4 protein-coding genes and 1 pseudogene are annotated in these 2,578 nt (G+C 60.7%); all 5 read right to left on the reverse strand.

Going from position 1 to position 2,578, the window contains the following annotated elements; translation table 11 throughout:
* Nucleotides 1-86: pseudogene (locus Q1B15_RS16955) on the reverse strand (NADH-quinone oxidoreductase subunit A); the annotation flags it as partial.
* Nucleotides 87-423: 337 nt separating this feature from the next.
* Nucleotides 424-576 (reverse strand): hypothetical protein, encoded by a 153-nt coding sequence (locus Q1B15_RS16960; protein WP_299755866.1) that lies wholly within the window; start codon nucleotides 574-576, stop codon nucleotides 424-426.
* Nucleotides 577-595: 19 nt separating this feature from the next.
* On the reverse strand, nucleotides 596-826 hold the full coding sequence (locus Q1B15_RS16965; protein WP_299755869.1) for a hypothetical protein: 231 nt from the start codon (nucleotides 824-826) through the stop codon (nucleotides 596-598).
* Nucleotides 827-925: 99 nt separating this feature from the next.
* Nucleotides 926-1,705: a crotonase/enoyl-CoA hydratase family protein gene (locus Q1B15_RS16970; protein WP_299755871.1), complete on the reverse strand. Its 780-nt coding sequence runs from the start codon at nucleotides 1,703-1,705 to the stop codon at nucleotides 926-928.
* Nucleotides 1,702-2,562 (reverse strand): hydroxymethylglutaryl-CoA lyase, encoded by an 861-nt coding sequence (locus Q1B15_RS16975; protein WP_299755873.1) that lies wholly within the window; start codon nucleotides 2,560-2,562, stop codon nucleotides 1,702-1,704. The genes Q1B15_RS16970 and Q1B15_RS16975 overlap by 4 nt, the downstream gene beginning before the upstream one ends.
* Between the last annotated feature and the right edge of the window lie 16 nt (nucleotides 2,563-2,578).

Below are 2,578 nucleotides of genomic sequence, written 5' to 3' on the forward strand. Positions count from 1 at the left end.
GCCGCCAGACGCAAAACTGCCCCCAGTGCAATCGCAAGGCCCAAGAAAACAAGGATGGGCAGGTATTCTCGAAGGAAGTCTTCCACGCGTCGGGCTCCATCTACGTCCCGCGTCGTTTCATGCGCAGGGACTTATCGCTCCAATACCTACTTGCGCCTTGCGGCGGGGTCAACGCCGGGTCGCGCCCGAATTCGTATCATTTCGCCTGGAAATACTGCAGGTAAATGCCCTAATCACACTGCAAAAACTGCCCCGAAGTCAAAAGGCGCCGCCACGCAAGAAGCAATGCCAGATCAATCCCTGTTTTACGTACCCCGACACCGATCACCCCCGGCATCCAGACAACCCGGTCAGTGCGGACCAAAACCGCGAAATCCACTTCGCCAGTGATCTCGCGTTATGCGTCGTCAATTCTTAAGGCCTTCAGCCAGATTGCCCAGCCGTCAGTACCTCAAAGGCCACCACACCGTCGTCTATTGATAATGCGCTCTCGGACACCGCCACTTGCACAACCTCGCGCGTCTCTTCGGCAGGCGCCATCACCGTCATCAACACCAATTGGCGGAGGCGGGGCAATCAGAACCGTAGAGGTCGCCTAAACAGGCACATCGCCCGTCCCAGCCCGCGCAGTCCCGACACCCAATCCAGCATCGCTTGGCGCAACGGATGTCACTGGGGCCACAAAAATGCGGCTGGATCGGCTCCACGCGCAACCCCAGAGGCCGAAAGGCCCTGCGCATTTTTCGGCAACGCCCTCGCGCGCAGCCGTCACAGGCGTCTTCGCCTGCTGGCCAGCCGCATCGCCGCATCTGCCAGCGTCCGGCATAAGTTTTTTTTAGGCCACAGGCTGATCACCAAATGCGCCAATCATGTACTGTATCCTTATAGCTCAAGGCATCAATACTCAGTCTGGGTGAATAAAAGGTTAGGGCGCCCAATTGGGACGGCGTTTGTCAATAAACGCCTGGCTTCCCGCGTCCGCCTCCGCACTGTCCCACCGCACCAAAAGCGCGTCTATACTCGCTGCAATCACCACCTCGTCGATCACCGGACCCAAAGCCCGCACCATCGCTTTTGCCTCGGCTACCGCTCCAAGCGCGCACTCAAAATAGGGCGCAATCTCACGCTCCACCGCGGCCTCCAGCGCCGCGCGCGGCACTGCCTGCGCCACAAGCCCCAGATCGACCGCCTCGCGGGCACCAAACACCCGCGAAGAAAAGAAAACGCGGCGCGCGCGTGCTTCGCCCATGCGCGCCACCACGTAGGGCCCGATCGTCGCCGGGATCAGCCCAAGGCGCGTCTCGGTCAAACCAAACGACGCCTCGTCAACAGCTACCACCACGTCACATACCGACATTAACCCAAGCCCGCCGCCAAAAGCATTCCCCTGCACTTTTCCAATCAAAGGCACAGGCAGTTCATTTAGCGACTTCAACATCATGGCAAGCGATGTTGCCTCGCGCCGTCGGGTCTCGGTGTCCGCCTCCATCTGAGCGCGCATCCAGCGCAAATCCCCCCCCGCACAGAACACCGGCCCGTCCGCTGCTAATACAGCGACGCGGATGCTGTCCGAGGCCGCTATCTCGCCCGCTACCTGCGTTAATTCCGCAATCATCTCGCCCGACATCGCGTTGCGCTTGTCCGCGCGCGCAAGTGTCACCGTCGCGACCCCGCATGCGTCCTCGTCAAACCGTACCACCGTCATACCACCCCCTCGCGCAAACCGCGCGCAACATCTGCCGCAGCGCGAAGCCGCTCCATATCCAAGCTATGCTCAAATCCGGCCGTCTCCACACACGCCGCCAACCCTTCGGTCGCCACATTTCCGGCAGCCCCCGGCGCATAAGGGCAGCTGCCAAGTCCCGCGACAGATGCATCAAACACCCGCACGCCTCGGCCCAGCGCCACCGCTACGTTCTCAAGCGCGCGTCCAAAGGAATCGTGAAAATGTCCTGCCAAAGCCTCAACCTCAACCCGCTCTAAAACCGCGGCGAACATCGCATCCATGCGCTCCGGCAATCCCCGTCCAAGCGTGTCGCCCAATGATACCTCAAAACAGCCGATATCTCGCAAATCCGACGCCACAGCCGCCACGGCCTCTGGCGCAACAGCACCATCATAAGGGCAATCAGTGACACAACTCACATAGCCCCTTACCGGCACACGCAAGCCCTTTGCCATCTTCATTACGGGCTGAAACCGCTCAAGGCTTTCCGCGATCGAGGCATTGATATTGGCCCTGCTAAACCCCTCCGAGGCCGAGGCAAACACCGCCACCTCGTCAACGTTCGCGCGCATCGCGGCCTCAAAGCCGCGCACATTCGGCACCAATGCCCCGTATCGCACGCCGTTGACCCGGGCGATCCCCGCCATAACCTCTCCTGAGCCGGCCATCTGCGGCACCCAGCGCGGGGACACAAAACTCGCAACCTCTATCCGGCGAAATCCCACGCTTGATAACGCATCCACCAAGGCGACCTTCCCGGCGACCGAAATGATGCGTGCCTCGTTTTGCAACCCGTCGCGCGGCCCCATCTCGACAATTTCAACACTCTCACCCAAACAACGCGTCCCCAAA

Origin of the sequence: uncultured Boseongicola sp. (genome assembly GCF_937988555.1) — a bacterium.
Lineage (GTDB): Bacteria > Pseudomonadota > Alphaproteobacteria > Rhodobacterales > Rhodobacteraceae > Boseongicola.